This is a genomic window from Spartobacteria bacterium UBA695 (genome assembly GCA_002298145.1).
Classification (GTDB): domain Bacteria; phylum Verrucomicrobiota; class Verrucomicrobiia; order Chthoniobacterales; family Chthoniobacteraceae; genus UBA695.
The window spans coordinates 93,842-116,367 of record DBMP01000010.1; the positions used below are offsets into that span (position 1 = coordinate 93,842).

Consider the following 22,526-nt stretch of genomic DNA (forward strand, 5'->3'; position numbering starts at 1 on the left):
GCGACCGCAGGACCGCTAGAGAATATTCCCCAAGCGCGAGCGAAGGGCTTCGGCGCGTTCGTCGGGCGAGGGCTGGTAGAACGGGTTAAAGCCCCGCTCCACGGCTTGCGCCCATACCACGGCGACCGGGCCCGATCTGGGGACCGTGCCGAGCGAATGCCGCCCGGGGGCCAGCGCCACGAACTCCGAACACGTCTTGCCGTCCACCTCGACCGGCTCGCCTGATTTAGAAATCACCGCGTACCGGGCAGGAATGGCGATGTCAAAATAGGTCAACGCCTCCGTCGGGTGCAGCACCCGCCCCGCCACCAGCGTCCGGTAGGCAACGGGGGTAAAATGGTGTTTGAGAAACTGGCACGTCCTCTGGGGATAGCGCCCGTAGTTATCCGTGGCCACGCAAACGCCGTGCGCGATCATCCGCTCGGGAATATCGTCGTCGAGCAGGTTGCGGTTGAACTTCCAGCGCGTCATCTCCTCCAGGGCGAAGTAGAAGGGCCGGTTGCGGTAGATCATCTCGCCCTTGGTGTCCATCACTTCTTCGCCCGGGTTGGTCAGCTTGAGCGCCCCGGCCACGAACGCCTCGTGAAACCGCGAGCGGCCCTCCCACGGCGCCAGCGCCTGAACATCGAGCGCCAGCAATCCCACGAGCGAGGCCGCCAGCGCCACGTTGACCGCCAGGTGCCGCCGCTTCCCCAGCCACGTTAGCAGCGCCGGGACGATCACCAGCACAGCCACGGGCACAAACGCCAGGAAATCCTCACGCGTCACCAGCGGCCAGACCACGAAAAGTAGTACGGGATAAGCCCCCCCGACCAGCGCTATGAAGGCCCGCCGCCCCGCTCCCGGGGACCGTTCCGCCAGCATTCGGCGGCTCCAGACGATCACCGCGATGAAAATGGCGAGGCTCGCCGCCCCTCGAAGATCAATAAGCGCCCCCCGCTCGGAGGCGGCAATGAGATTATGCCGGATGAGGCAATACCCCAGGCTCGGCAGCGCCCACTGGCTCGCGAACCACGCCAGCAGGCAGGCGGGGACGACCGCGAGCCCCGCGGCAAAGCTTGCGACCTTTTTCCCAAACTCCGGCACCCGGGGCGCTCCGGCCAAACCCCAGGCCAGACCCGCGGCGAGAAAGAGATCGAGCGCCATCACCGTCGTTTTCATCGAGACCGAAAACGCCGTCCCCAGAAGCAGCCCGCCAAGCCCGAAGCGCCAGCCCGGCTTTCGCAGGCAGACCAGCGCGGCCAGCGCCGCCAGCCAGCAGAGCGCCCAGAGATTATCGGGACGAAATTCCAGGCTCGTGCAGAAAAAGCGCGGGTAAAGCGCCGTCGCCGCCGTCGTCCACGCCCCCACCTGAGGCGAGAACAGCCGCGCGCCGATTAGGTAAACGCACGCCAATACTCCGAAATACAACGGAATCATTCCCAAGCGCATCACCGTCACGATATCGGCCCGTTCGCCCACCAGACTAAAGAGTGGCGCGTTAAGGAGCGCGAAAAGCGGGCTGTGATTATCGAATAAGTCGCGGTATTGCACCATTCCCTGGGTGATTCCCCAGACCACGTGGAGGTGCTGCGGCTCGTCGGAATCGACGCGGTAAACCGACGCGCAATAAATCCGCGCGGCAACCATCACGACCAAGGCAAGAAAAAGCGCCCACTTTCCCCCCAGGCGGCGGAAGTGCTTCATGTATGGGGGTGTCGCAGTGGCGGCAAGAACGTCCGATTGATACATAGCGGGGTATGAAGAATCGCATCAGACTCCGCACCCGGACGTAATAGATCATAACATCACCAAATGTGTTAGCAAAAAAAACCGGCCCGGAAATAACCTCGGGCCGGTTTGGGTATCCATTTCTTATTTACTGACGGGCACCGGCGGCACCGAAGCCGCTTCCGGCGAGGGCGAGGGCGAGGGCGAGGGCTGGGCTTTTTGCAGGAACTCCTCGCGTGGCTTCCATAGCGGCTCATACGTCGCCTTGCTCACAAGGTAGACCCGCGCCTCGGTCTGCTTGGCCTTGGCGAGGTCCTCCCCGAGTTTCTTCGTCTTTGCGGCGAATTCATCATCGAGGCGCTTCTTATCCTCCGGCTTTTCGTCCTTGCCCGGCGTGCGCTCCTTGGGGAACTGAGCACTCACGGCGATGGCCAGAGGCACGTTTTCCCCCTCGGCGGGGCCAAAGTTCAGCACGTAGGTGAAGCCGTCAAAGGTCGTCACCGTGGCCGTCGAGTTGAACCCATTGCGCGAGGCGTTGGCCGCTTTCACATCGGCGAAGGTCGGGGCGTTGAACAGCGAAACGAACGCCGGCAGCTTAGCTGGGTCGAGCTTCTCCTCCGGCTTGAGCCCGTCGAGCTTCCATTCGCCCGCCGTGTCGCTATCGCGCAGGAATTTTAGCACCGCCCCGCCGCTGGCGACCGTCACGGATTGGATGCGGTCGATTCGGAGGAACGTCTTGTCCAGCCACGCCGCCGGTTTCACCTCGGCCTGGTCAAACCGCTCGGAAACCAGCGAAACGCCGCTCTTGCCCACCGGCAGCACGTAGCGGCCCGCCACGATCCCCTCCTCATCCGGGAACCCCGGCGACTTTTTCAGGAACTTCTTGCCCACCAGCAGCGCGGCCAGCGGCTTGGAGTCCTTGCCTTGCAGCTCCACCAGCGTCGCCGAGTGGGCCTCGCCTTTGGCGGGCGTTAAGAGGTCGAGCCGGGGCAACTGCGAGGGCCCAGCCTCCACTTCCTGCACCGGCTTGAGCTGCCAGAGCCCCTGGATGAAGCCCCCAACGCGGGCGAAATCCGCCGGGTAATCATCCCGTTCGCGCACCACCCACGCGTCGTTCTTTTTGGCGAGCGTCAGCGATGAAGCGGCGTCGCGGATCACCACGCTGGTCACTTCGTTAAGGTCGAACTTGCCTAAAACCCGCCCGTCGCCTTTCCCCTTCCCCGTCCAGGACGAGGAACGCTGGAAGAGCACGGCGAGGCTGGCCCCGCCGATAACGAGCAATACTGCGAGAAGATAGAAGAATTGTTTACGGTTCATTTTGCGGATTTCCGTTTGATAAGAGCGAGACTCAGCCCGGCGAACGTCACGGCCGCTGGCATGAGCGCGATGTTCATCCACTTGATGCGGTTCTCAAGCGAGTCGGTCTTGGCCCGCAGGTTGCGGCGCAGCGCCTTGAGCTCCTTTTTCACGCTGGCTTCCTTTTTGCGGAAATTCTCCAGCTCGGCCTGCTGCTCGGGCGAGAGAATGAAGCGCTGGGCTCCCTTGTCGCCGGAGCGGCGCGATTGCAGCTCGGAGAGCTTGCTCTGTGTTTCCATCAGGCTCGATTCCAGCTCCCGGATCTTGTCCTGGTAGCTGGCTTCCGCCGCCGCCTGCATCTGCTGCACCACCGTGAAGGGCCGCTCCCGGCTGGCCCGGCTGCGGAGCGTGATGAGGTTCTGGTCGCCGGAAAGCTGCTCGATGGCGTTTTCCGCGAAAGCCAGGTTGCCGTTGGCCGGTACCACGACCTTCCCGCCGCTGAACGGGTTCGCTTGCTCGACGACCGCGAGGGCGTCTTGCAGCATGTCCGTATCGCCCACGAGGATGACCGTGTTATCCTTGGCCGATTCCTTCAACCCTGCGGGCTTCTCAGCCTTGGCCTCCTTCTTGTCGTCCGCTTTCTGGTCCTTGTCGGCCTCGGCCTTCGGCGCGCCTTCGGGGAAGGCCGTCTTAAACTTGCCGGAAAGCCGGATCGCCAGCGCATACTCAGTATTTGTCGGAGCGAAGTTGCGGATCACCTCCTGCGGCGACATCTGCGCAGTCATCGGTTCGGTCAGCTCCGCGTCTTTGGAGGACTTGACGAGCACCGTTTCCTTAAGCCCTTCGACCGGCGTTCCGGTAAACACCCCGGCAAACGCCATGAAGAGATCCGACGTGCTGGCCGTCACCAAATCGTCCTTGGCAAAAGCTTCGTCGCTCAGGGAGAGCACGCCCGGCGCGCGGCCCCGGGAAGTCCGGCCCAGGTATTTTACATCCACGACGGTCTGCTGATCGTTGAACTTGATGCCCCAAGCCTTGAGGAGTTTCTCCAGGTTGGAGCCTCCGGGGCCCCCGCCCATCATGCCGCGCCCTTCGAGCACGGCGCTCGGATCGAGGAAGGCGATCAATTTTCCCCCGCGCAGCACGAACTGATCGATAGCGTAGGAGGTGGCGTCGCTAACCGTGCGCGGATGGATAACTAAGAGCACCTTGACATCGTCCGGAATGCTCGTCGCCGCGGGCTCGATCTGCTTCACCGTGTAGTCGCGTTTCAGCTCCGTGTAGAGCGTCCACGGTTCCTGCCCGCGCTGGCCCATCTGCATGAGCATCGGCGGCACCTGGCGGCCCTCCATCGGCAGCGAGCTCAGGATGCCGATCACCGGCTTCTCGGGATTCGCCACGCGGGAAATGGCGCGGGAGAGATCATACTCCATCATCCGTTCGCGGTCGGGCGAAAGGAAGGAGAGCGTTTCCTTCTGGTCGAGTAGGCTCACCGAGAGGCCCAGGTAGAGGCTCTCTCCGTTGGAGAGCGGCTGCGGGTCGATGCCGTCGAGCTTGGCGGAATCCTCGGCGTCCGAATCGGGTTCGGGGTCGAGTTTCTCGATCCGCACGAGCCCCTTGGAGGCCTGGTGATATTCGTTGAGGAGATCCTCGACCTGCTGCGCGTAGATCTTGAGCTGCGGCGGCATGTTTTCATTGCGCGTGCAGTAGAAGCGCACGCGAACGGGCGTATCGAGCTTGGCGAGAATGGCGCGAGTCCCGGCGGAAAGCGTGTAGGCTTTCTCCGCCGTGAGGTCGAGCCGCTTGGGCACCCGGCCCGCCAGGAAATTGACGGCAAGCAGGATCGCCAGCACCGCCACCACGCCCAGCGTGGAATAAAAGAGCGTACAAAGAGATTTCTTCATGTTCGGGAAATAAGCGTATTAACCGGCGCGATGCGCGCGGAGGATCACACTGGTGGAAAAGAGGCTGAAGCCGATGATCGAAGCGAAATAGAGCAGATCGCGCGAATCAACAACGCCTTTTTGAAGACCCACAAAGTGGGTCATGACGCTAAAGGAGGCCACCGTCTCGACCACGCCTGGGCTGGCCCAGCGCACGAGCAAGTCCGTGATCGGCGGGAACCCGGCCAGGATCAGGAACAGGCAGACGACCACTGAAATGATGAAGCTGACGACCTGATTGCGCGTGAGCGCCGAGGTCATCGACGTCACCGCCAGGTAAGCGCCCGCCAGCAGGAAACTGCCCAGGTACCCGGCGACAATAATGCCGTTATCCGGATGCCCTAGCGCGTTGACCGTGACGATCATCGGGAACGTCAACAGCAGCGCGATGCCCAGCACGGCCCACGCGGCCAGGAACTTGCCCGCGATCGCCTGCCACGGCGTCACCGGCAGGGTGAGCAGCAGCTCGATCGTCCCCAGGCGGCGCTCCTCGCTCCACATCCGCATCCCGACGGCCGGGACCAGGAAGAGATAGAGCCACGGGTGCCATACCAGGAAGCCCGCAAGATTGGCCTGCCCCATGCCGAACCAGTTGCTGATCATAAACGTCATGAAGCCCGAGAGGAGCAGGAAAATGACGAGGAAAACATACGCGACCGGCGAATTAAAAAACCCGCCCAGCTCGCGTTTGGCGATGGTGAAAATGGCGCTCATACTACGCGGCCACCTCCTTCGTGGATTTGTCGCCGAGGGTGATGCTTCGGAACACTTCGTCCAAGCGTCCCTCCTCGGTGTGAAGCTCCTCCAGCGTCCACGTTTCGCGCGCGGCCAACTCGTAAATCGCGGCGGCAATTCCCGTTCCGCTCTTGTCGCACGGAATCACATGGAATAGCCCGCCCTCTTGAGCCGATGCCTTGCCGACGCCCGGGAGCGCGGCCAGCTTCTCCGCCGCGCCGGGCGCGCTTTTTGCCAGCCGCACCGTCACCGTTCCTGCATGGTCGCAGCGGCGCTTCAACTCCGCTGGCGTGCCGTTGGCCACGATGCGGCCCCGGTCGATAATAATGGCCCGAGAACAGACCGCCTCCACTTCTTCGAGAATGTGCGTGGAGAAAATGATCGCCTTCTTCTCGCCCATCGTGCGGATGAGCGTGCGCACCTCGTGCTTTTGGTTGGGATCGAGGCCGTCGGTCGGTTCGTCCAGGATGAGGACGTCCGGGTCGTGTAGGATGGACTGCGCGAAGCAGGTGCGGTGCTTGTAACCCTTGGAGAGCGTCTCGATGGTCTGGTTCGCCACCGGCTCCAGGAAGCACATCTCAATCGCGCGGTGCACTGCCTTGCGCTTGGCGTCGCCGGAGAGCCCGCGCAATTCCGCCGCGAAGGCCAGAAACCCGGCCACGGTCATGTCGGAATAAGCGGGCGCGTTTTCCGGCAGGTAGCCGATAAGGCGCTTGGCGGCGAGCGGCGCTTCGAGAATATCGAAGCCGCCCACGCTCACCCGGCCGCTGCTAGGGGGAATGAACCCCGTGATCATGCGCATGGTGGTCGACTTCCCCGCGCCATTAGGCCCGAGGAACCCGAGCACCTCGCCTTTTTCCACCGAAAAAGAGACGTCATCGACGGCAATCTTCGGTCCGAAACGTTTTTGGAGGTGTTCTACTTTGATCATGTGTACAAAGGCTCCCCCCGGGCATTGGGAACGGTCCACCTGGGAAATACTCAAGCGAGGCCGATGCGCTGGGGGTGCATCCGATTTTTTTCGACAAAAAAGGGTCCGAATTCGTTCAACGATTTTTTACAAAAAATCAACGAACTAATGCGGGCCGCTTTTTGAAACGCTTTAGTTTGCGCCGTGCACGTGGGCCACGAACTGCGCCGCCGCTTCGCGAATCTCCACGCCCGTCTGGGCCAGCGGCTGGACGAACTTGGGCGTAAACCACGGAAAAGCCCCGACCAAATCGTGCACGACCAACACCTGGCCGTCGCAATCCTCCCCGGCTGCGATGCCGATCGTGGGGATGCTCAGCGCCTCGGTGATCGGGCGCATCGCCTCATGTTTTACGCACTCCACCACCACGCCGATGGCGCCCGCTTCTTGCACCGCCAAGCCGTCGTTAATGAGCGCCTGAACCGCCTCGGGCGTCTTGCCCTTGACCTTGTAGCCGCCCTCCTCGCGCACGCTCTGCGGCAGGAGCCCGATGTGACCCACAACGGGGATTCCGGCCTCGGTGAGCGCGCGGATTTGCGGCGCGTGGTCGGCCCCGCCTTCGAGCTTCACCGCGTGCGCCCCGGCGTCGATGAATTGTCGGCCATTAAAGACCGCCTGTTCCGGAGTATCGTAACTGTGGATGGGGAGATCACCAACGACAGGAGCACGCCCCGCACCCCGGGCCACGGCACGGATGTGATGCACCATGTCGGCCATCGTCACCCAGGTAGTATCCGGGTAGCCGAGCACGACCATCCCGAGCGAATCTCCAACAAGCACGATGTCCACGCCCGCCTCGTCGAGAAGCCTTGCAGTGGGGTAATCATACGCCGTGAGCATGGCAATCTTGCGATGCTGCCCCTTGGCGGCACAGAACGATTCGAGTCGATGGTTCATAGGAAAATCAATGATGGTTCATGTAGAACAGTCCGAATATCGTGAATCCGGCACCAATTAATAGCGGAATAGCGAGCCCCCAATAAGGTCCCGGGTGCAGGAATGCCTCCCATGGCGCCCTCGGGTTGTAATAGACCTTCACCTCAGGCGTGGCAAGCAAGCGATCTACCTTGGCTTGGGCTGTATTTTGGGAACTCATAACCCGGACAGGGATGGCCGATAACTGCTGAGATTGGAAGCGCTGACCGTTCACGGTGTATTCATAATCTACCACAGGCATGTAGCCGCTGCCCTCGCTATCGCCGCAATAGGCCACCGACGCATTGAGCAACCGGCCCATGACAAAGGGATAGTTGCGGGTCAGCAAACACCGGCGGAGGAAAAATAGAGTAGCTCCACCGCATATGGCACCAAACAGAAAGAAAACCCCCAGAATCACCGCATGCTGATGTATCTCCAACCAATCCCTGTTTTGCCAGCCGATCAACGGCACCCCTGTGAGCGTCAGTCCAATGAGTGCCTGCTTTACCACCTCGCCCGCCTGAACGCCCGGCACCAACACGGCATCGGCAGGGTTACGCGGATTGTAGAATACATCGACCTGCGCACCAGGCGCAAACTTGAGCGATCCATCCGGGTTGACGCACAGCGATTTGGGTGCTTTGACACCGCCGTTTTTCCTAAAAAAGAATGCCCCGGGCACAACGGCGCTGCTTGAAAAAGAAGTGCCGTCCACCTTGTACTCATAGAGAACACCAGGTGCGCCTTCCGTCATCCCGAAGGTTTTGATGCACGCCGCGGTACGCCGCCAGGAGGAAGCGCTTTGTACGCCCCTACGCATACCAGCTAGCAGCAAAAAAAGGAGCGCGCCACCAATCAATTCAAAGAAGGCGACGAAAATCATGCGACAAATGGTTCTACCGAGGGATGGTGTGGCAAGCAGGTCAATAATTCCGCTACCGTTTTTTGAGTCCCGGGCAATATCAACCCGGGACGGAGATCCGACAAGGGCCGTAACACAAAACGCCTTTCCGCGATGCGGGGATGTGGGAGCGTGAGGGCAGCGCTTTGAAGAACGTACTCCCCGGCGTAAAGGAGATCCAGATCGAGCGTCCGGGGCGCGTGGTAGCCGTGATCGGTTGGCCGCCCTTGCGCGTTTTCGATCGCCTGGAGTTTGGAGAGCAAAGCGGGCGGCTCTAGCGAACTTTCGATTTCGATCACGGCATTCAGATACGCCGCCGTACCGGGATCGCAATCCACCGGCTCGGTTTCGTAGATCGCCGAAATCAGCGGCGGGTGTGGGCCTTCGTTGAGGGCGCCCACCGCCGCAATCCCCGCCTGGAGTTGCTCCAAACGGTCCCCCAAGTTTGAGCCGAGAGCGACGGCACAACGCATGGCGTTTTTTCTATTTGAGGCCGAGCACGTCCTGCATGTCGTAGAGACCGGCGGGACGGGTCGCGGCCCATTTTGCGGCGCGGATCGAGCCGCGCGCGAAGGTGTCGCGAGAGGAGGCTTTGTGCGTCAGTTCCACGCGTTCGCCTACGTTGGCGTAGATCACCGTGTGGTCGCCCACGACGTCGCCGCCGCGCACGGCGTGCATGCCGATTTCCGTCGGCGTGCGCTCGCCCACGATGCCTTGGCGGCCATGGCGCACGTCTTCGTTGTATTGCAGCCCGCGCACTTCGGCGAGGATCTCGGCCAGGCGTTTGGCGGTACCGCTCGGGGCATCCTTTTTCAGGCGGTGGTGCATTTCGACGATTTCGAGGTCGAACTCCGGCCCGAGAATCTCAGCCGCCTTGCGCGTCAACCAGAAGAGGGTATTGACGCCCACGCTGAAATTCGGCGCGAAAACGATCGGGATCTCCCGGGCCGCTTCACGGATGGCCGCCACTTCCTCGTCGGTGTGGCCGGTCGTGCCGATGACGAGCACTTTCTTCGCCTTGGCGCACGCCTTGGCAATGTCGACGGTCAGCGTGTGGTGGCTGAAATCGATCACCGCGTCGGCGGAGGCCAGCGCGGCGAGGAAATCGTCGCCCTTGTCAATCGCCGCGGCTACCTGCGCCTCGGGATCGTCCTGGAGCGAAGCGAGGATTGCCTGCCCCATGCGCCCCTTGGCGCCGTTGATGAGAAAACGGATCATAAGGAATTAGATCAGCTTGAGGGCTTGCAGCGTCTCGGTGAGCTTCCGGGTATTGGCCTCGGACATCTCGCAAAGCGGCAGGCGCAGCTCGGGCGCGATGCGGCCTTGGAGGGAGAGGGCAATCTTGACGGGCACCGGGTTGGTTTCCACAAAAAGGTCGCGGAAAAGTGGGTACCAGTGTTCGTGCCGGGCGAGGGCGGTTTTGTAATCCCCCTCCAGCGCGGCCTTTACGAACTCCGAGATATCCTTCGGGATCAAATTCGAGGCGACGCTGATGACGCCGACGGCCCCCGCCGAGATGAACGGCAGGGTAAGAGCGTCGTCGCCGGAGAGAATCTCGAAGCTATCCGGCAGCGCCTGGCGCAGCTTGCTCACGCGGTCCACGCTGCCTCCGGCCTCCTTGATGGCGACGATGTTCGGGGCGTCCTTGGCCAGACGGGCCACGGTTTCCACGGCGATCTCGATGCCCGAGCGACCCGGGATGCTATAGAGAACGAGCTTCAAGCTCGTGGCTGCGGCGATGGCCTTGAAATGGCGGTAGAGCCCTTCCTGAGAGGGCTTGTTGTAGTAGGGGGCCACCAGCAGGGCGGCGTCGGCCCCGGCCTTTTCGGCTTCCTGGGTGAGGGCGATCGCTTCCTCGGTGCTGTTGGAGCCGGTTCCGGCGATCACCAGGCAGCGGCCCTTGGCGACTTTGACGGCCAGTTCGATCACCCGATGGTGTTCGGCGTTGTTGAGCGTGGGAGATTCGCCCGTCGTGCCAACCGGCACGATTCCGGCGATCCCACCCGCGATCTGCTCTTCGATGAGCCGCGTGAGAGCGGGCTCGTCGATCTGGTTGTTGCGAAAAGGCGTGATTAACGCCGTATGGGCACCTTCAAACATGGGACGCTCGTTTTAGACGGTTTTTTACGGAAAAGACAGGGAATTTTGAGCCCTGTTTTTCTTCGCCCCGGGAGCGCCGGGTTCCTTCGGGGCATTCCCCGAGGCGGGTCCGAGGTATTTGGAGACGCCGACGACGGCTTCCAGTTCGGCGGTGGCGACCTGGTGCTCGGCGAGCTGGGCCAGGGCTGCGGAATCGACGTCCTGGAGGGTGCGTTGCGCGGTGAGGAGGTCCATGAAGCTGTTTTTGTCGGTCTCATAGCCGCTTCGCGCCGCTTCGACGCTTAGACGGGCCGTGGGGGCGATCTGGTCGTGGAAAAGGCGGTAATTGGAGGCGGCGGTGTCGATTTTCCGGAGCTGATCGCGCACGAGCCCGGAGGCTTCGGCTTGCGCGGCGGCGTATTCGGCTCGCGCGCTCTCAACGTTGGCCTTGGCCTCCGCGACACCCGCCGAGTATTTCCTGTAATTCGTCCACGGAATGCTGAACGTAATCCCCGTGTCGTATTCCTGAACGCCCGAACGGCCTGGGTATTCGCGGGCTTTGATTTGCAGGGCCGGATCAGGGATCCACTGGCGGTGGGCCAGCTGGAGGCGCGCTTTTTCGGCCTCGATCTTGCGCCACGCCGCGAGGACTTCCGGGCGGCACCGGGCCGCGAGGGTTTCCGGATTTTGCGCGGCCAGCGGCGACGGCATGAAAGCCAGCGGCCGGGGGCGGGCCACGGGGGTACGGGCGGGCAGGTTGAGGAGGACGTTGAGCTGCGTTTCCTGATCAGAGAGGTCCTTCTGGATGAGCGCCTGGCGCTCGGAGAGGCGGTCGAGCTCGGTTTGCGCCAGCAGCACGTCGGATTGCGTGGCGGTGCCGACTTCGTACTTCCCTCGGCTGATCTCGGTGATTTGCCGGAGGAGCTCCTGGTTGCTCCGGTTGATCTCCAGTTGCCCATAGGCAGCGGCGAGGCGGTCGTAGGCGCTTTCGGCCCGCGTGATGACCTCCAGGCGCGCCCGGCGCCATTCCTCGAAGGCGGAGAGTGCTTCCGCCTCCGAGGCTCTGGCCCTACTGAGATTTTTGCCGGAAACCGGGAGTGTCTGGGAGACCATCCACTCCGTGTCGGTTACTTTCCCGGGGTTAAGCGTCCCCGCGCGTTCGAGCGTTACCCCCGCCATGAGGTCGTCCCAGGCCCGGGCCTGCGGAACCCGCTCTTTGGCCGCTTCCCAGCGGGCGCGGGCGGCCTTGAGCGCCGGGTTGCGGCTCAGCGCCGAGCGGAGGAGCTCGTCTTTGGAGAGTTCCGTCGCGAATGCCGTCTGGGCTAAGGACCAAAGGAGCAGGGAGAGGAGGAGGCGCTGCTTCATGAGGGAAAGGCAAAGCGAGCGTCAGTTTTTCTTCTGCACCAGCGCCATGCCGCATTTCGGGCATTTGCCGGGCTTATCCGATACCACCTCGGGGTGCATGGGGCAGGTGTACTTGACCGCTGCCGGGTGGGCCGGGGAAGCGGATGGTGCAGGCGTGGGAGACGAACCGGCTTGGGCGGCCAGGGGAAGCGCTGCGGCGATGAGGGCGAGGATGAGTTTAAGCATAGGTAATTTGGATGAATTTTGGGGCATTCAACCCCGTGCAGTGGATAAAACACCGGCATTTTGAAAAACCCTCATTGTATTTTTCTCGAGGGTTTGGAACGTTTCCGGTGTTGTATTCGATGTGCGCCCTAGCACGGACTTATGAACGAAGACCTCAAACAAAAGCTGAACGCCTGGGAAGTCGATCTGGACATTCCCGCCCGCTTTCAGGCCAACGTCTGGGCGGAAATTGCCGCGCGGGAAAGCCGCTGGGACCGCCTGCTGAACTGGCTCGTGGCGGAATTCCACAAGCCGCTTCCCACGGTCGCCTTTGTGACGCTGGCGCTAGCGCTCGGGACGGGAACGGCCTATTTCCGCGCCCAGGATTACAACGCCCGCAACGGGAAACAGATGGAGGCGCTCTACATGCAGACCATCAATCCCCTCGCCCACGCCCAAAACAGCCGTTCCTAAACGTTCCTCAATGAAACGCCTTTTTCTCATTTTGTTCATCACGGCGCTGGTGGCGGCGGGTGGTTATTTCGCCGCCTTTCACCTGATGGCCCATGGGACGCCCGCTCAGTGCCTCGTGAATCAACCCGACTGCGGCATGCGGTGGCTCAAAAGCGAATACCGCTTAACGGACGCCCAATACGCCAAAATCGCCCAGATGCACAGCGACTACCGCCCCACGTGCGACCTGCTTTGCGCCCGGGTGGCTGCGGCGAATGAGAAACTCAACGCGCTGATTGCCGCGAGCCCCACGGTGACGCCGGAGATCGAGGCGGAACTGAAAGAATGGGCGCTTTTGCAGAACGACTGCCGGGTGGCGATGCTCCGGCATGTCTACGCTGTTGCTGCTGAAATGAATCCCGAGGAGGGCCGCCGCTATATTCAGATGGCCACTTCCCGCATTGCGGCTCCTGGCATGGACCACGCGGCTTTGCTTTCCAAGTAATGGCAGGCACCGATCCTAACGCGGACACCGAGCTGATGCTTCGCTTGCAGGCCGGGGACGACACCGCCCTCAACCGCCTCATGACAGGCTGGCAAACGCCACTCGTTCGGTTCATTTACCGCTACATTGGCAACCAGGAGGAGGCGCTTGATCTGGCCCAGGAGACCTTTGTGCGGGTTTACCAGGCCCGGCACACCTACCGGCCCAAGACCAAATTTTCAAGCTGGCTTTTCACCATCGCCAGCAATCTTTGTCGCAACTACAAACGCTGGGAACATCGGCATCCGACCGTCGCCATGGTCAGCGAGGATGGCGAAACGGACATGGCGGATTCCTTGCCTGGTTCGGAAAAAACGCCCCGGGATACCGCCGCCCATAACGACATGGCGGCCAAAGTGCGGGCTGCGATCCAGAGCCTGCCGCATGATCTGAAAACCGTGGTGCTGCTTTTTGAATACGAGGACCTTTCGTACGAAGAAATCGCCGGAGTGCTGGGAGTGAGCGCCAAGGCCGTGGAAACGCGCCTTTACCGTGCCCGCAAGCTGCTCAAAGAGCTACTGGAAGGCATCGAAGGATAAAAAAGGAAACGCAAGTTTCCACGGGATGCAAGGGGCATTGCCCCTTGCCGGGGACTGGGGCGGAGCCCCAGAAGCCAAACCCATCTGGCAAGGCGGGCTCCAGAACCTTGCGAGTATTAAAAAACGCCACCCCCGCCTTGCCTCATGCTGGAGAGCGAAGCGAATCCGCCAAGCGCCTTGGGCGCTTATCTCTGAGCGGTTACCCCAAGAGTCCCCGAAAAATCGCTGCGCTCTTTTCGGGGAGGCAAGGCGGGCATGATGACTCAGGTGACGCGGACTTATTCCATCAGCGCCGCTTTAAAAAGTTGAGGTGAGGCCCGCCTTGCTTGGAAAACGGGGAGATGGGAGGCGCTGCCTCCCAAACCCTCCGGCAGGAGGCATTTGCCTCCTGCACCTCTTTATGGAAACTCCGTTTTCTAATGCTGGTCGGCAGGCGCGCAGGTATTGCACCCCTGTTTGCCGATCTGCTTAAAGAAGTCGTTCCCCTTGTCATCCACCAGGATGAACGCCGGGAAGTTCTCAACTTCGATCTTCCAAATGGCTTCCATCCCCAGCTCGGGATACTCCAGGCACTCCACTTTCTTGATATTCTCCGCAGCCAGCAAAGCCGCCGGACCGCCAATGGACCCGAGGTAGAACCCGCCATGCTTCTTGCACGCGTCGGTGACCTGCTGCGAGCGGTTGCCCTTGGCAATCATGATCTTCGAGCCGCCATTGGCCTGGAAAAGGTCCACATAGCTATCCATACGCCCAGCCGTCGTCGGTCCAAATGAACCGGAAGGCAGCCCCGCCGGGGTCTTCGCCGGGCCCGCGTAATAGATCGGATGCGCCTTGAGGTAATCCGGCAGGCCCTCGCCCGCGTCAACGCGCTCCTTCAGCTTCGCATGCGCAATGTCGCGCCCCACGATGATCGTCCCGTCCAGCGAAAGGCGGGTGGACACCGGGTACTTGGAAAGCTCCGCGAGCACCTCTTCAATCGGCCGATTAAGGTTGATTTTGACCACTTCGCCCTCGGCCGCCGTGCGGTATTTCTCGGGAATAAAGCGGGCCGGGTTGGCTTCGAGCTTCTCGATCCAAACGCCGTCTTTATTGATCTTGGCCTTGATATTGCGGTCAGCCGAGCAGGAAACGCCCAGGCCCACCGGGCAGGAAGCGCCGTGGCGCGGGAGGCGCACCACGCGGATATCGAGAGCGTAGTACTTGCCGCCAAACTGCGCGCCAAAGCCGATGTTTTGCGCTTCCTTGAGCAGCGCGGCTTCAAGGTCGAGGTCGCGGAACGCCTGGCCCTGCGCATTGCCCTTCGTCGGCAGCGCGTCGAGGTACTTGACGCTGGCGAGCTTGACCGTTTTGAGGCATTTCTCGGCGCTCGTGCCGCCGATGACAATCGCGATGTGATAGGGAGGACAAGCCGCCGTGCCGAGGGACTTCATCTTCTCGACGAGGAAGGGAATCAGCGTCTTCGGATTAAGAAGCGCCTTGGTCTCCTGGTAGAGGTAGGTCTTGTTGGCCGAGCCGCCCCCCTTGGCGACGCAGAGGAACTCGTATTCGTCGCCGGGAACCGCGTCGATGTCGATCTGGGCCGGGAGATTGTTGCCGGTGTTCTTCTCCTCGTACATGTCGAGGGCGATGGTCTGGGAATAGCGCAGGTTCTCGCCCGTGTAGGTTTCCCAAACGCCTTTGCTGATCGCCTCGGCGTCGTTGATGCCGGTCCAGACCTGCTGGCCCTTGTGCCCCACGACATTGGCCGTGCCGGTGTCCTGGCAGAAAGGCAGCACGCCGCGGGCCGCCACTTCGGCGTTGCGAAGCATCGTCAGGGCCACGTAGCGGTCGTTCTCGCTGGCCTCGGGATCATCGAGGATCGCGGCCACCTGGGCAAGGTGCTTGGGCCGCAGCATGAAGGCGCAGTCACGGAAAGCGGCGCGGGAAAGCGCGGTGAGGGCCTCGGGGGAAACTTTGAGAATTTCCTTCCCCTCGAATTCGCCAAGGGAGATGCCTTCCTTTGTGAGGAGGTAATATTCGGTGTCGTCTTTCCCAAGGGGGAACGGGTCCTGGTACTGAAAAGGAGTCGGAGTCGCCATAAAATATAAAAACCACTTATAGCGCACTTTTCCCCAAGGGCTCAACACGGTTTGCAAATCTTTTTACCGCGTTCGCCCGGTCCCCGGGGGGAGTCAGGAACTCAGGATGGAAGTTGCGGAAGGCTGTTTTGGGGCTAAACGTACAGTCCCGTGTAGCGACGGGACCGCTTAAACAACCCGCTAAGCGACTGATCCTGAGTCCCTGAAATTTTAGTTGGCGCTGAGCGCCGCCGGGGCGTCTCCGATGCAGACAATCAAGAGGGAGCGCTTGGATTGCCAGACGATCGGGATGACGTAACGGGCGGTATTTTTCGGCCAGAGCAGGTGCTCGGGGCGGCCGGAAAACACCACGGGAACGGAAATCATAAACCCCGGCCCGAGCTGCTTGCGCACGTTACCGGTAAAGGTATTGGCCACCTCGCCGCAGATGTCGCAGCGCAGCTCGTCGGTGGGCTGGTACTCCGCGATGTGCCCGAGGAGCTCGTCGAGCAGCGGGCGCGGAGCGGTGAAAAAGACGCAGCCCTGTAGGTCGCCCGTAACACCGATGACGGAGGTGACGTCCAGCAGTTCGGCTTCCCCTTCCAGCAGGAAGGGCGTTCCGATTTCCGCGGGAATGCACGCCACGCGGTCGAAATACCGCATGATAGCCTGCACGAAGATCGAGAGCGTGGCTTGATGGAGGGAGGTGGAGGCGGTGGTCGAACTCATGAGATGGAGTCGAAAGCGAGCATTTCGTTGACGGCGGCCACCAGCTCTTCGTTGGTAAACGGTTTGCAGATGAACTGATCCGCGCCCATCGTGAGCGCCTCAATGGCCGTGGAGTCGTCCGCCAGCGCGGAGACGATCATGATTTTCGTGTCCGGCTTGATCTGCAGCAGTTCCTCCAGCGTGGCAATGCCGTCCATGTGGGGCATGGTGATGTCGAGCGTCACCACGTCGGGCATGAAGTCCTTAAACTCCTCAATGGCCCGGAGGCCGTCGGCCGCCGTCCGGATCTCATCAAAAAGCGAGGGAACCAGAGTGCGCTCGATCGCACGCCGGATGATCATCGAATCGTCAACAATTAGGAGTTTCATAAGCTAAGAGTTCTGGGGGGAACAGGGGGGAAAGGCATCTAGGCCAGCGGGACCAGTAGCTCGAACTGGCAGTAGCGGCCCGTGCCGAACTCCATCTGGATTTCGCCTTTGAGCTGGCCGGAAATGGATTCGTGCAGCGCGTCCAGGCCCACTCCCCTGCCCGCGTCCTCGGTGACGCTGGCGGCGGTGGAGAAGCCGGGTTCGAAAATGATGGGCAGGATTTCGTTCTGGGTCAGCAGGGCCGCTTTCTCGGCGCTCAGAAGCCCCTCGCGAACTGCCTTGGAGCGGATCGCCTCGACGTCCAGCCCCGCGCCGTCGTCGCGGCAGACCAGGTGCACGGCGTGGGCTTCTCGGGCGATGTTGATGGTGACGTTGATGACGCCGCAGCCATCCTTGCCCTCGGCCTGGCGCTTCTCGGGCGCTTCGATGCCGTGAACCACACAGTTGCGCACGAGCTGGAAGGTGGCGTCGCGCAGGGCGGTCTGGAGGTTGAGCGGGAGGTTATCGTACCCAGAGACGGCCCACTCGATGCGGGCTTGTTTCCCGGCCCGGGTGGCGCAGGTGCGAACGAGTTCCTCGGAGGCGGCCATCAGCTCCGAGGAGGGGGTCGCCCCGGAGTGGGTATCGGGAACGGCAGCGCGGCTCATGCTGGAAATCTTTTCCATCAGCTCCTGGGCCTCTTTGAGGACGCTCTGGAACTTCGAGATGGAGACCAGCACGGTGATCAAGTCTTGGTTGGAAGCGGCCGGGTTGCGGCGCAGGTCGTTGAGGAGATCCTCGATGCGGTGAATCTCCCGCTCCAGCAGCGGCAGGCCCAACGCGGTGGCCTGGCTCTTGAGCTTGTGGACGGCTCGGAAGACCCGGTTGACCCGCTCCTGCGGCGTCTCGGTGGGCACCGGCTCGCTGGAGGCCTCGCGGAAGGAGGTGTTGACGCTGGTCATGACGGCCTCGGCCTCCTTGAGGAAGGCGCGGAGGTGGACCGGGTCGGCGTTGAGGAGATCGCAGAGGAGCGAGAGCTGTTTCTCGCGGCGTTCGCCTTCCTCGCGCAGCTTGCCCTCCAGTTGGATGCGCTCGCTGACGTCGACGGCGGTGACTAGCACGCGGGCGATCTGCTCGTCGGAATAGACGCGCTGGAAGTTGAATTCGACGCTCTTGGGCGCAAAGCCCCCCTCGGGCCGCTGGAAGTTGAGCTCGACGCGCTTGAGCGGATTGAATTTCTGGAGCTGCTTGGAGTTTTTGCGCGGGTTGAAGAGGAGCGCGATGTAGTTGCTGATGGTCTGGTGATGCTTCTCGGGGACCAGCGGGCGCATGAGGCGCATGAAATTGCGTGAGGCGGCATCGGGAATCTGGAAGATCCCTTTTAGCTCCTCGGAGTACTGGCCGCTGATGGTCCCCTCGCTGTTAATCAGGAAGACCCCCTGCTTGACGTTGGCGAGGATGGCCTCGGTTTCGGATTTGAGCGACTTGAGTTCGCTTTCCGCGATTTCGAGGTCGAGGCTGAGACGCTCGAAAAGCACGTTGGTCTGTTCCAGCTCCGTCTTGGATGCCGTGAGGCCTTCCTCCGTAAGTCTCAGCCGGTCCGCCGTTTCCGCTAGTTCTTCCTCCTTTTGCCCCAGTTGCGCCCCCACCTCGGCAAGCTGGCCGGAGAGCTCGCCGTGCATCTTGGCTTCGGCCTGGTGGCTCTTGCGCAGCTCGATGGAGGACTGAATACAGCGGGCCAGGAAGCAGCCGTTCAAGATGAGCAGCGTTAGAAACCAGGCATACGTCTGCCCCGCGTATTGGGTGACGCCCAGGTAGGAAACCGCCAGGACGAGAAAGAAAAGCAGGTAAGGGATTAGATCGGTGAATTCAAATTTCGCTTTCTCAATCTTATCCTTGAATGGCATGTCCTGCAGCGCTCCGTTTGCTTGGTTTTCCATGGGTGTTTCCGGGGGGAGAAGGGTTTGGAGACGATATAACAGCATGTCCGATGCCATGCAGTGTTACATCCTCATCAATTTTGAGCCCTTTCGCGATTTTTACCCCGTTTTCCCGGCAAATACGGCCTTGTTTTTTCGCAATTCTGCTCAAACCGGACGCCTATTGCGTCAGTTTTGAACAAATAACCGCTCTTGGGTGCCCTTTTTGCACCCCCTGGGGGGATTAGGAGACTGCGCCCGCCGAGTTGGCGAGTTCGGCTTCTTCCTTGGGTAGGAAAACCTTGAAGCGGTTCTTATCGATGGCCTTCATGAAGGCCTCGTGCGGCGAGACGTACCCCTTTTGCATGACGCTCCAGATGGCATCGTCCATGAACTGCATCCCCTGCCCCTTGCCGCCGACGATGACGTCTTGCAGCTTCTGGGTGGCGCCTTCACGGATGATGGCGGAGACGGCGGAGTTGCTAACCAGGATTTCGTTGACCGCGAGGCGGCCCGCTTTGTCGCAGCGCTTCATGAGGAGCTGGGCGACGACGCCGCGCAGCGAGGCGGCCAGCATCGTGCGCACCTGTCCCTGCTGCTCGGCCGGGAAGACGTCGACGAGACGGTCAACGGTTTTGCGGGCGTTGTTGGTGTGCAGGGTGCCGAAGACGAGCAGGCCGGTTTCGGCGGCGGTCAAGGCGAGCGAGATGGTTTCCAAGTCGCGCATTTCACCGACCAGAATGATGTCGGCGTCCTCGCGGAGGGCGGCTTTCAGGCCGACGGGGAAGGAGGGGGCGTGGTCGGGCACCTCGCGCTGGGTGATGATGCTCTTTTTGTTGTTGTGAACGAATTCGATCGGCTCCTCGATGGTGACGATGTGCCGGGAAAAGTTGACGTTGATGTAGTCCATCATCGCCGCGAGCGTGGTCGATTTACCGGAGCCCGTTGGCCCGGTTACCAGCACCAAGCCGCCGCGCATTTTACAGAATTCCTTGACGACGGGCGGGATGCCGAGCTGCTCCAGGGTGAGGATTTTGGTCGGGATGAGGCGGAATACCGCGCCGTAGCCGTAGGCCTGCTTGAGGAAGTTGCAGCGGAAACGGGAGTCGGCGTCCATTTCGTAGGCGAAGTCGAGGTCGCCAATTTCTTCGTAGCGGGCCCAGCGCTCGGGGCCGCTGATCTCGCTCATCATGTAGGCGCACTCTTCCCGGGTGAGCGGTTCGTTGCGGATGGGGATGATGTCGCCGTGCTGACGGATCTTGGGGGGCTGGCCCTGGGCCAGGTGAAGGTCGGAAGCGCCCGCTTCGATGAGGACTTTGAAAAACTGGTCGATGTAAGGCATGGGGGCTTAAAAAAGGGAGGGAGGATCAGTGCGAGAAGTGCTGCCGCATGAGCTGTTTTTGTTCGGCGCGGGCGTAGGCTTCTTCCTGGGAAATGACCCCCTTGTCGTAGTAGGCCATAAGGGCGTCGTCCATGAGCTGCATGCCGAGTTTGCGGCCCGTTTGCATGATGCCGGGCAGCATGAAGGTTTTGCCTTCGCGAATGGTGGAGGCGACGGCGGGCGTATTGACGAGGATTTCGAGCGCGAGGGCCCGCCCCTTGCCGTCCATGCGGGGGATGAGCTGCTGGCTGACGACGCCGCGGAGGGATTCGCTGACCATGACGCGGATCTGTTCGCGCTGGTCGGTGGGGAAGACGTCGAGCACGCGGTCCAGGGTGCGGGCGGCGTTGCTGGTGTGCAGGGTGCCCAGAACCAAGTGGCCCGTCTCAGCGGCGGTGATGGCCAGCTGGATGGTCTCCAGGTCGCGCATTTCACCGACCATGATGACGTCCGGGTCTTCACGCAACGCCCCGCGCAGGGCCGCCGCGAATGATTTGGTGTGGGTGTGGACCTCGCGCTGGGTGACCTGGCAGCCCTTGGAGGGCAGGACGTATTCGATCGGGTCCTCCAGGGTGATGATGTGGTCGCGCCGGTGGGTGTTGATCTCGTCCACCAGGGCCGCGAGCGTGGTCGATTTACCGCAGCCGACCGACCCGGTGACGAGCACCAGGCCGTTGTGGTACTGGGTGAGGAGCTTGAGGGATTCCGGCAGCCCCAGGTCTTCCATGCTCCGCAGCTCGGTATTGATGATGCGGAAGGTCATGTCGTAGCCCAGCCGGTGGCGCACGACGCTGGTACGGAAGCGACCGAATTTATTGGCGTAGGCGAAGTCGGCGTCTCCACGCTCCATGAGGTGCTTCTTCTGAAGGTCGTTCAGGAAGCCAAAGGCCAGCCGCTCGGTATCGGCGGCGGTGAGCAGCGGCGCTTTAAGCCAGATGGGCTCCAATTCGCCGTTTCGACGCCAGATGGGCTGGCTGTTTACGCAAAGATGGATGTCCGATGCGCACGACTGTTGGCCAACGTAAAGGTAGTGATCGACGTGTTCGAGCGTTTGAACCACGTCGGTTTGGGCCGTAGTGCCGGATGGGGAAGTGGGGGAGTCAGACATTTGCAGGCAGAAAAAAGCACACCAGGCGCGCCTTGAAATCAATTCAAAACGCACGGATCGCGCATTTTTTCACGTGCGCGAGCGTGAAATCAGGGAAAAACCTAGCGTCCGCCACGGGCCGCCAGCTCCTCGATTTTTCGGGATGCCACTCTGCTCAAGACGGGCTTGAACAGGTTGAGCAAAAAGGTAAGAACAGCAAGAGCGATGCCAAGATAGCCGTTGCGGGGAATTTCCACGCTCGTGCCGGGCAATTGCCGTGCTTTGGGTTTCTTGGGGCTCTTATGCCTCTTGCGCCCTAGAATCCAGGAGAGGAGGCCGCCCGTTACCGCCGCGCCAGTAAACCAGGCCGTCTTGCGCTCTTTGATGGAGTGGCGCAGGTGATCGACGATGTTCAGGTCGTGCAGGGTTTCTTGTAAATTGGTCGAGAGGCGCTCCCGTGACCAGGAGAGCTCGGCGATGAGTTCCGCCTTGCGAGTCTCGCCGGAGCTTAGGTGTTGGTGTGGCGATTGAGCCATTCCTGATCCTTTCTGAATTCCTCAAGCGTAGCCTTGAAAACCGGTTTTTTCCCAAGCCGGGAAGCGCCCCAGAGGGTCCCCGCGACGCCCAGGAAGTGCAGTACGGCGACTGCCAGCACGATCCAGCCCCAGAAGACATGGGCTGCCGTGGCGATCAGCCCAATTAGGCCGATCCACAGAAAGGCATACCCGAAGGCCAGGAGGAGCAGCGCTGCCGCCAGCAAGAGGGCCGCCTTGAGAAAAATCCCAACGGCTTCCCGCCCCTCAATGCCCGCGAGCTCCACGCGCGCCCGGAAATAACCGAGCAGCGAGGAGATGAATGCGGGAAGATGGGATGAAAGCCCGGGTTCCCCCGAGCCGCCCGAGGCGGATGTCATGCTTTTTAGGCCGGGCGATTAACGCCGGAAGAGAAGCCCGAGAACGAACCCGGCACCCAGCGCCGCGAGAACGCCCTTGAGCGGGTTCTGCCGGACGTAGTGCTCGCCCTGCTCCTGGAGATTGTGAGCGCGGCTGCGGGCCTGTTCGAAGGTTTCCCCGGCTTTGGCGCGGTATTCACCGGCTTTCGCCTCGGCGGTGGTGCGGAATTCCGCTGCCTTGGCTTCGGCTACAGAGCGAAGCTGAGCGGCTTTTTCCTCCGCTGCGGCGCGCAGTTCCTCGGCGGCTTGTTTGGCATGGGCCTTTCCGGCCTCAAATTTGCTTTCGCTTTCCTGGTTTGTGGAGGTCTCACTCATAAGCTTATTCCGGTTGGTTTTAATAAAGCGGATTTTACCCCAGCTGACAACTTATAAAACGCGCTGGGAGCCCGCCTTGCGC

General features: G+C 61.5%; 23 protein-coding genes and 1 pseudogene. 3 read left to right on the forward strand and 21 right to left on the reverse strand.

Translation table 11 applies throughout. The annotated features are described in order from the left end of the window. Positions 1 to 15 precede the first annotated feature (15 nt). The 12 genes and pseudogenes from B2828_RS05340 to B2828_RS05395 all read right to left on the reverse strand — a co-directional run. Positions 16 to 1,686: a glycosyltransferase family 39 protein gene (locus B2828_RS05340; protein WP_479632664.1), complete on the reverse strand. Its 1,671-nt coding sequence runs from the start codon at positions 1,684 to 1,686 to the stop codon at positions 16 to 18. Between the two features lie 168 nt (positions 1,687 to 1,854). Then, complete coding sequence (locus B2828_RS05345; RefSeq protein ID WP_479632665.1) at positions 1,855 to 3,027, reverse strand: DUF4340 domain-containing protein; 1,173 nt, start codon at positions 3,025 to 3,027, stop codon at positions 1,855 to 1,857. After that, positions 3,024 to 4,910, reverse strand: coding sequence for a GldG family protein (locus tag B2828_RS05350; RefSeq protein WP_479632666.1), 1,887 nt, complete (start codon positions 4,908 to 4,910; stop codon positions 3,024 to 3,026). Before B2828_RS05350 ends, B2828_RS05345 begins: the two co-directional genes overlap by 4 nt. 18 nt (positions 4,911 to 4,928) lie before the next feature. Then, positions 4,929 to 5,663, reverse strand: a complete 735-nt coding sequence (locus tag B2828_RS05355; RefSeq protein WP_479632667.1) for an ABC transporter permease — start codon at positions 5,661 to 5,663, stop codon at positions 4,929 to 4,931. 1 nt (position 5,664) lies between these two features. Beyond that, on the reverse strand, positions 5,665 to 6,615 hold the full coding sequence (locus tag B2828_RS05360; protein ID WP_479632668.1) for an ABC transporter ATP-binding protein: 951 nt from the start codon (positions 6,613 to 6,615) through the stop codon (positions 5,665 to 5,667). A 171-nt stretch (positions 6,616 to 6,786) separates the two neighbouring features. After that, the gene (panB, locus tag B2828_RS05365) at positions 6,787 to 7,551 is read right to left on the reverse strand and encodes a 3-methyl-2-oxobutanoate hydroxymethyltransferase (RefSeq protein ID WP_479632669.1); all 765 of its coding nucleotides are present in this window, start codon (positions 7,549 to 7,551) and stop codon (positions 6,787 to 6,789) included. Between the two features lie 7 nt (positions 7,552 to 7,558). Beyond that, entirely contained in the window at positions 7,559 to 8,455 is an 897-nt protein-coding gene (locus tag B2828_RS05370) for a DUF3592 domain-containing protein (protein ID WP_479632670.1), read from the reverse strand. Continuing rightward, on the reverse strand, positions 8,452 to 8,946 hold the full coding sequence (folK, locus tag B2828_RS05375; protein ID WP_479632671.1) for a 2-amino-4-hydroxy-6-hydroxymethyldihydropteridine diphosphokinase: 495 nt from the start codon (positions 8,944 to 8,946) through the stop codon (positions 8,452 to 8,454). Before folK ends, B2828_RS05370 begins: the two co-directional genes overlap by 4 nt. Positions 8,947 to 8,956: 10 nt before the next feature. Continuing rightward, the gene (gene dapB, locus B2828_RS05380) at positions 8,957 to 9,691 is read right to left on the reverse strand and encodes a 4-hydroxy-tetrahydrodipicolinate reductase (protein ID WP_479632672.1); all 735 of its coding nucleotides are present in this window, start codon (positions 9,689 to 9,691) and stop codon (positions 8,957 to 8,959) included. Positions 9,692 to 9,697: 6 nt separating this feature from the next. Further along, positions 9,698 to 10,573: a 4-hydroxy-tetrahydrodipicolinate synthase gene (gene dapA / locus B2828_RS05385; RefSeq protein WP_479632673.1), complete on the reverse strand. Its 876-nt coding sequence runs from the start codon at positions 10,571 to 10,573 to the stop codon at positions 9,698 to 9,700. 24 nt (positions 10,574 to 10,597) lie between these two features. Beyond that, complete coding sequence (locus tag B2828_RS05390) at positions 10,598 to 11,917, reverse strand: TolC family protein (RefSeq protein WP_479632674.1); 1,320 nt, start codon at positions 11,915 to 11,917, stop codon at positions 10,598 to 10,600. 27 nt (positions 11,918 to 11,944) lie between these two features. Further along, a pseudogene (locus tag B2828_RS05395) lies at positions 11,945 to 12,142 on the reverse strand (heavy metal-binding domain-containing protein); the annotation flags it as partial. A gap of 141 nt (positions 12,143 to 12,283) precedes the next feature. On the opposite strand from B2828_RS05395, the gene B2828_RS05400 reads away from it, so the two are divergent. From B2828_RS05400 to B2828_RS05410, 3 genes are read left to right on the forward strand one after another with little or no spacing between them, the layout of a single operon-like run. Then, positions 12,284 to 12,595, forward strand: coding sequence for a hypothetical protein (locus B2828_RS05400; protein ID WP_479632675.1), 312 nt, complete (start codon positions 12,284 to 12,286; stop codon positions 12,593 to 12,595). A gap of 10 nt (positions 12,596 to 12,605) precedes the next feature. Beyond that, positions 12,606 to 13,079 (forward strand): Spy/CpxP family protein refolding chaperone, encoded by a 474-nt coding sequence (locus B2828_RS05405; RefSeq protein WP_479632676.1) that lies wholly within the window; start codon positions 12,606 to 12,608, stop codon positions 13,077 to 13,079. Continuing rightward, positions 13,079 to 13,657: an RNA polymerase sigma factor gene (locus B2828_RS05410; RefSeq protein ID WP_479632677.1), complete on the forward strand. Its 579-nt coding sequence runs from the start codon at positions 13,079 to 13,081 to the stop codon at positions 13,655 to 13,657. Before B2828_RS05405 ends, B2828_RS05410 begins: the two co-directional genes overlap by 1 nt. A 416-nt stretch (positions 13,658 to 14,073) precedes the next feature. Here B2828_RS05410 and B2828_RS05415 read toward each other — a convergent pair whose 3' ends face one another. The 9 genes from B2828_RS05415 to B2828_RS05455 form a co-directional block, all read right to left on the reverse strand. After that, positions 14,074 to 15,735 carry a fumarate hydratase gene (locus B2828_RS05415; protein WP_479632678.1) on the reverse strand — a complete coding sequence of 554 codons (1,662 nt, stop codon included), beginning with the start codon at positions 15,733 to 15,735 and terminating at the stop codon, positions 14,074 to 14,076. Positions 15,736 to 15,945: 210 nt separating this feature from the next. Continuing rightward, a complete protein-coding gene (locus tag B2828_RS05420) occupies positions 15,946 to 16,443 on the reverse strand; it encodes a chemotaxis protein CheX (RefSeq protein WP_479632679.1) in 498 nt (165 codons plus the stop codon). Beyond that, positions 16,440 to 16,811 (reverse strand): response regulator transcription factor, encoded by a 372-nt coding sequence (locus B2828_RS05425; RefSeq protein WP_479632680.1) that lies wholly within the window; start codon positions 16,809 to 16,811, stop codon positions 16,440 to 16,442. The genes B2828_RS05420 and B2828_RS05425 overlap by 4 nt, the downstream gene beginning before the upstream one ends. A 38-nt stretch (positions 16,812 to 16,849) precedes the next feature. Next, a complete protein-coding gene (locus B2828_RS05430; protein ID WP_479632681.1) occupies positions 16,850 to 18,730 on the reverse strand; it encodes an ATP-binding protein in 1,881 nt (626 codons plus the stop codon). Between the two features lie 223 nt (positions 18,731 to 18,953). After that, a complete protein-coding gene (locus B2828_RS05435; RefSeq protein WP_479632682.1) occupies positions 18,954 to 20,051 on the reverse strand; it encodes a type IV pilus twitching motility protein PilT in 1,098 nt (365 codons plus the stop codon). A 25-nt stretch (positions 20,052 to 20,076) separates the two neighbouring features. Continuing rightward, positions 20,077 to 21,198, reverse strand: coding sequence for a type IV pilus twitching motility protein PilT (locus tag B2828_RS05440; RefSeq protein ID WP_479632683.1), 1,122 nt, complete (start codon positions 21,196 to 21,198; stop codon positions 20,077 to 20,079). 101 nt (positions 21,199 to 21,299) lie between these two features. Beyond that, positions 21,300 to 21,713: a hypothetical protein gene (locus B2828_RS05445; protein WP_479632684.1), complete on the reverse strand. Its 414-nt coding sequence runs from the start codon at positions 21,711 to 21,713 to the stop codon at positions 21,300 to 21,302. Next, positions 21,686 to 22,090 carry a phage holin family protein gene (locus B2828_RS05450; RefSeq protein ID WP_479632685.1) on the reverse strand — a complete coding sequence of 135 codons (405 nt, stop codon included), beginning with the start codon at positions 22,088 to 22,090 and terminating at the stop codon, positions 21,686 to 21,688. The genes B2828_RS05445 and B2828_RS05450 overlap by 28 nt, the downstream gene beginning before the upstream one ends. Before the next feature lie 18 nt (positions 22,091 to 22,108). Beyond that, positions 22,109 to 22,444, reverse strand: coding sequence for an ElaB/YgaM/YqjD family protein (locus B2828_RS05455; protein ID WP_479632686.1), 336 nt, complete (start codon positions 22,442 to 22,444; stop codon positions 22,109 to 22,111). Positions 22,445 to 22,526 lie beyond the last annotated feature (82 nt).